Genomic DNA, 5,825 nt, shown 5'->3' on the forward strand with positions numbered 1-5,825 from the left:
AGAGATTCATTCTGATTTGCGCACTATTTGGGTATTTTGACCACAATCGCAAAATCACACGGCTCAGCTCCTGCTCGATATCGAACTTGTCGAATGCTCCCTCGCTTCGCGCGTCGAAGTATGGCAAGCACCGAGAGCCAGATCCCGTTGACGTCATTTGGATCGCTTACGCGAGTATGCGCGGGCAAACGAGTGCCGTGCGTCAAATCTTGGTGGCGTTATTATCCGAGAATCGCCGCGCTCGTTTGTGCCATGTACGCGGCGAGTTCGCCCTGCTCGATGCCTCGAATGCGCGCGAGGGCGTTAAGCGTACGGTTCAGCGAGGACTCGAGCTCCTCGGCGGAGTAGGGGGATCCAGGCTGCGCCGGGGCGTCCGTCTCCAGGTGCAGCCGACCGAGGGGCATCTGCCGGGCGTATTCCCGTCCGCGCTTGGTGGCGAGCATGCGTTCGTTGACGGAGATGTGGCAACCGAGCTTGCGGAGGCGCATGAAGTCCTCAGAGGTTCCCGAGAACCAATGGAAGATGCAGGTGGCAAGGCGGGGAAAGCTGTGACGTTCAAGGACGTCGAGGGCTTCGGAGGCCGCTCGTACGGCATGAATGGACACGACGCGCCCTGCAAGCGGGCTTTCGCCGCATGCATCTAGGATGCGTTCGAAGGCGGCGAGCTGGGCTGCGCGCGTGCCTATATGGGAAGGGGAGAAGTCAAGGCCGATCTCTCCGATGAATGTATCGCCCGCGACAAGAGTTGCGGCCTGCTCGACCATCAAGGGGTCTTCGTCGATCCACCAGGGGTGCAGACCTGCGCCAACGCGGATATTGTGGCGCGGCGCGAACTGTTCTCGGGCGGCGAGCGTATCTGCGGGCGTTACGGTCGTGCAGAACGCGGCGATGCCCATGCTTTCGAGCTCGGATGCTACCTCGGCGCCGTTTGCCATGCGGTCCAAGTGGCAGTGCATGTCCACGAGGTTCCAAGGGCGATGTTCACGGCCGTTCGAGCTTGCGTGAAAGGTAGTTTTATCGAAAAAACGCTCCGAATCGGGCTCAGTTTTCGACATTTCTACCCTTTTCGAGCACGGTGTACACTCAGTCGGTACGCGCGCACTCATGCGCGTCCGCCCCGTTTGCCAGCAAGTCGGCCCTTTTGCGCAGCGTCATGCATGGCGAGTGCGGCGGAGACGTCGTCGCCCGTGCCAAGACCCGAAATATGTCGTAGGACCTCGCCGGCGATCATTTGACCCATGATGGGTGGCATGAAGCTCGCGGTGCCCAAGTCGGTGCGCTCCGAGCGCGCGGCGCCGGGCGCGGCGGCGATGCGCACCGGCTCTTCGCAGGAATAGAGCACGCGCAGGTGGCGGATGCCGCGCTTGCGGCACTCCTTGCGCATGATGCGCGCCAGCGAGCAGTTGACCGTCTTGTGCACGTCGGCGATGCGCAGGCATTCGGGGTGAATCTTCTTGGCGCCCCCCATGGAGCTGATGAGTTCAAAGCCTCGCGTTTGCGCGAGAGCGGCGAGGGCGAGCTTGGTGGACACCGTGTCGATGGCATCGACCACGTAGTCAATATGCCCATCTGCCTCTGTAAGGCAGATGTCGTAGAGGTCTTCGAGGTTCTCCGCAAGGACGAAAGCGTCATGGGCAAAGACGCGGCAGGACGGGCTGATATCTGCGATCATGGCGGCCATGACGTCGACCTTGCGCTGACCAACCGTACTCTCGAAGGCAATGGCCTGACGGTTGATGTTGGAGGGCGCGACCACATCCTTGTCGACGATGAGGAGGGTACCCACACCTCCGCGCGCGAGCGCCTCAACGCAGCTCGACCCAACGCCACCGCAGCCGAACACGAGGACGCAGGCGCCTTCAAGGCGAGCGAGGCGTTCATCGCCGAGTATGATACGCAGGCGGTCCTTCATGGTTTCCATCGGGGCTCCTTGGGAGATTGCAGGCATGCGTGGTGACCTCATATTGTAGCGTGACGCGCACGGCTTGGTGCAATGTCGAAGCGAGGAGATGGCGGGTCGTATATGAGGCGCTCGCACGCAGCGAGGCGCCGGAGCGCGTGCGGGCTGCGGCTCCAAGGCCGCCGTTGCTCTTTGATGCGGCGACGCACGCAACCTGCCGTTCGAGGCCCATGCGCTTGAACGACCACAGCTTGAAACCATGGTGAAGCGAAACGGAAATGCGACCGAAACGAACGCTTGGTCAGGTTGACGGCCGTCCTGCACCTCACTAGGATGCATTCAGCAACCCATCCATTAGATAGGAAAAAACGGGAAGCAATGTCGCACCTGTGAGTGGGATTGCGAGGAGTAGTTTTTCGCCGAGAACCCAAGGAGCACGTTATGAGTCGTTTTACTAAGAACCCCGACCACGAGTTTGGCTTCGACACCCTGCAATTGCATGTCGGACAGGAGAGTCCCGACCCCGCGACCGACGCCCGCGCCGTCCCAATTTATCAAACGACGAGTTACGTGTTCCGCAATTCCCAGCATGCCGCCGATCGCTTTGGGCTGGCCGACGCCGGCAACATCTACGGGCGCCTGACCAACTCCACCCAGGGTGTACTGGAGGATCGCATCGCCGCACTCGAAGGTGGAGTGGCGGCGCTTGCGGTTGCGTCGGGCGCGGCAGCGATCACCCTCACCGTCCAGGCGCTTGCTCGCGCCGGGGCTCACGTGGTTGCCCAGAAGACCATCTACGGCGGCACATACAACCTGTTGGCCCACACCCTCGCCGATTTTGGGGTCGAGACCACGTTCGTGAATATCCACGATCTGGCCGAGGTCGAGGCGGCGATCCGTCCTGAGACTACGCTCGTCTATCTCGAGACCCTTGGCAACCCCAACTCTGATATCCCCGACATCGATGCCGTCTCCGCGCTTGCCCATGCCCATGGGTTGCCCGTGGTGGTGGACAACACGTTCGGCACGCCTTATCTCATCCGTCCGCTCGAGCACGGCGCCGATATCGTGGTGCATTCGGCGACTAAGTTCCTGGGCGGTCACGGGACGAGCCTGGGTGGCATCATCGTCGACGGCGGGTCTTTCGACTGGACCGTGGGCGGTAAGTTCCCGCAGATTGCCGCCGCCAACCCGAGCTATCACGGCGTTGCATTCACCGACGCGGCTGGCGCCGCGGCCTTCGCCACGTACGTGCGCGCCGTCCTCCTGCGCGATGAGGGCCCCTGCATCTCACCCTTCAACGCGTGGATTCTGCTGCAGGGTGTCGAGACACTTTCGTTGCGCCTCGACCGTCACGTTGAGAACACGAAGCGCGTGGTTGAATACCTCGCCTCCAGCCCGTACGTGGCCAAGGTGAATCACCCGAGCCTGCCCGATCACTCTGACCACGAGCTCTACAAGCGCTATTTCCCGCGCGGGGGCGCATCGATCTTCACCTTCGAGATCAAGGGCGGCCAAGACGCCGCGTGGAAGTTCATTGACCATCTGCAGGTGTTCAGCCTGCTGGCCAATGTCGCCGACGTGAAGAGCCTGGTCATTCACCCTGCCACCACCACGCACTCTCAGCTCACCGAGGCGGAGCTCGCCGACCAGGGCATCACGCCCGCGACCATTCGCCTTTCCATCGGTACGGAGGACATCGAAGACATCATCTGGGACTTGGATCAAGCCTTTACTGCACTGTAGGCGTGTGCTAACACCTCAATTAACTGCCTGCCCCTAAATCGAGGTAATGTGTCGGGGTGGATTGGCTGCGCAATTCGTCGAGAATTCCTGCAGTTCTCGGTTTCATGCGACAATGGGGAACGTTAGACCGCGTAAACCCTTGGAAACGGAGCCGTCCATGGCAGAGTTCATCTACCAGATGTATCAGGCGCGCAAGGCGCATGGCGACAAGGTCATCCTCGACGATGTGACCCTGTCCTTCTATCCGGGCGCCAAGATCGGCGTCGTGGGTCCCAACGGCATGGGCAAGTCCACGTTGCTCAAGATCATGGCGGGCATCGAGGAGGTTTCCAACGGCGACGCCAAGCTCACGCCCGGTTACACCGTGGGCATCCTCCAGCAGGAGCCCCCGCTGGACGAGGACAAGACCGTGATCGAGAACGTCCGCCTCGCCTTCGCCGACATGGTCGCCAAGGTCGAGCGCTTCAACCAGATCTCGGTCGAGATGTGCGACCCGGATTGCGATATGGACGCCCTGATGGCCGAGATGGGCCGCCTGCAGGACGAGATCGACGCCGCGGACGGCTGGGACATCGACTCCAAGCTCGGCCAGGCCATGGACGCGCTGCAGCTGCCCGATTCCGACATGCCGGTGAACATCCTCTCCGGTGGCGAGCGTCGCCGCGTGGCCCTGTGCAAGCTCCTGCTCGAGGCACCCGACCTGCTGCTGCTCGACGAGCCCACCAACCACCTCGACGCCGAGTCCATCCTGTGGCTCGAGCACTTCCTCAAGAACTACCCCGGCGCCGTGCTCGCCGTCACGCATGACCGCTACTTCCTCGACCACGTGGCCGAGTGGATCTGCGAGGTCGACCGCGGGCACCTCTACCCCTACAAGGGCAACTACTCCACCTACCTGGAGACCAAGGCAGCTCGCGCCGCGGCGCAGGGCCAGCGCGAGGAGCGCCTCGCCAAGCGCATCGCGGCAGAGCTCGACTGGGTCCGCTCGTCCCCGAAGGCCCGTCAGGCAAAGAACAAGGCGCGTCTGGCTCGCTACGAGGAGATGGAGGCCGAAGCCCGCGCCAGCCAGAAGGTCGACTACACCGACATTCGCATCCCCGTGGGCCCGCGCCTGGGCTCCAAGGTCCTGGTGGCCGAGCACCTGCATAAGGAATTCGACGGCCGCGTCCTCATCGACGATCTTTCCTTCACCCTGCCGCGCAACGGCATCGTGGGCGTGATCGGCCCCAACGGCGTCGGCAAGACCACGCTGTTCAAGACCATCGTGGGCCTGGAGCCGCTCACGAGCGGCAGCCTCGAGATCGGCGAGACCGTCAAGATCTCCTACGTCGACCAGATGCGCGGTGGCATCGACCCCGATAAGACCCTGTGGGAGGTCGTGTCCGACGGTCTGGACATCATGCAGGTGGCCGAGAACGAGGTCCCGAGCCGCGCCTATGTGGCGAGCTTCGGCTTCAAGGGCCAAGATCAGCAGAAGCGCGCCGGTGTGCTTTCCGGCGGCGAGCGCAACCGCCTGAACCTCGCGCTCACCCTCAAGCAGGGCGGCAACCTGCTGCTTCTCGACGAGCCCACCAACGACCTCGACGTGGAGACCCTCTCCGCGCTCGAGTCGGCGCTGCTGGAGTTCCCCGGCTGCTCCGTGGTCATTTCCCACGACCGTATGTTCCTCGACCGCGTGGCCACCCACATCCTCGCGTGGGAGGGCACCGACGAGAACCCGGGCAACTGGTATTGGTTCGAGGGCAACTTCGAGCAGTATCAGGAGAACCGCGTCGCCCGCCTGGGCGAGGACGCCGCCAAGCCGCACCGCGTCCACCGCAAGCTCACGCGCGACTAAACTGACTTGCATCGCCGCGTGCCAAAAGGGGGCGTACCCCTTTTGGCGCACCCTTTGGCACGCGGCGATCTTTTGACAAAGCGGGCAGAATGTCGAAATTGACGCGTTTCAATCGCGTTTTTTTCGACATTCTGCCCGCAGTGCGTTGGGAGCGGGGTCGTGTCGCCGTACCGTCTCCTGGCACCCCCCGATTTTTCGGAGGGGGTGCATGCGCGTCTCTGCGTTGCTTGGCCTACTTGACGACGAATAGCTCCCACTGCAAGCCAGGGCCCGAGCGTTTTTTGAGCGTGACCTCGATGGGTTCGATGCTGTTCGCATGTTGAACGCGCAAGGGGAAGACGA

At 62.5% G+C, this 5,825-nt stretch carries 4 protein-coding genes; 2 read left to right on the plus strand and 2 right to left on the minus strand.

The window, feature by feature from the left end:
- Positions 1–221: 221 nt before the first annotated feature.
- The gene (locus ACT8II_RS07685) at positions 222–1,055 is read right to left on the minus strand and encodes a TatD family hydrolase (protein WP_302741881.1); all 834 of its coding nucleotides are present in this window, start codon (positions 1,053–1,055) and stop codon (positions 222–224) included.
- A gap of 47 nt (positions 1,056–1,102) precedes the next feature.
- The gene (locus ACT8II_RS07690; protein ID WP_294122899.1) at positions 1,103–1,921 is read right to left on the minus strand and encodes a tRNA threonylcarbamoyladenosine dehydratase; all 819 of its coding nucleotides are present in this window, start codon (positions 1,919–1,921) and stop codon (positions 1,103–1,105) included.
- 420 nt (positions 1,922–2,341) lie between these two features.
- Here ACT8II_RS07690 and ACT8II_RS07695 point away from each other — a divergent pair, with 420 nt between their 5' ends.
- Positions 2,342–3,646 (plus strand): O-acetylhomoserine aminocarboxypropyltransferase/cysteine synthase family protein, encoded by a 1,305-nt coding sequence (locus tag ACT8II_RS07695; RefSeq protein WP_118653201.1) that lies wholly within the window; start codon positions 2,342–2,344, stop codon positions 3,644–3,646.
- Between the two features lie 157 nt (positions 3,647–3,803).
- Positions 3,804–5,483, plus strand: coding sequence for an energy-dependent translational throttle protein EttA (gene ettA, locus ACT8II_RS07700; RefSeq protein ID WP_118653203.1), 1,680 nt, complete (start codon positions 3,804–3,806; stop codon positions 5,481–5,483).
- Positions 5,484–5,825: the final 342 nt, after the last annotated feature.

This window comes from Collinsella sp. (genome assembly GCF_052346665.1).
Taxonomy (GTDB): Bacteria; Actinomycetota; Coriobacteriia; order Coriobacteriales; family Coriobacteriaceae; genus Collinsella.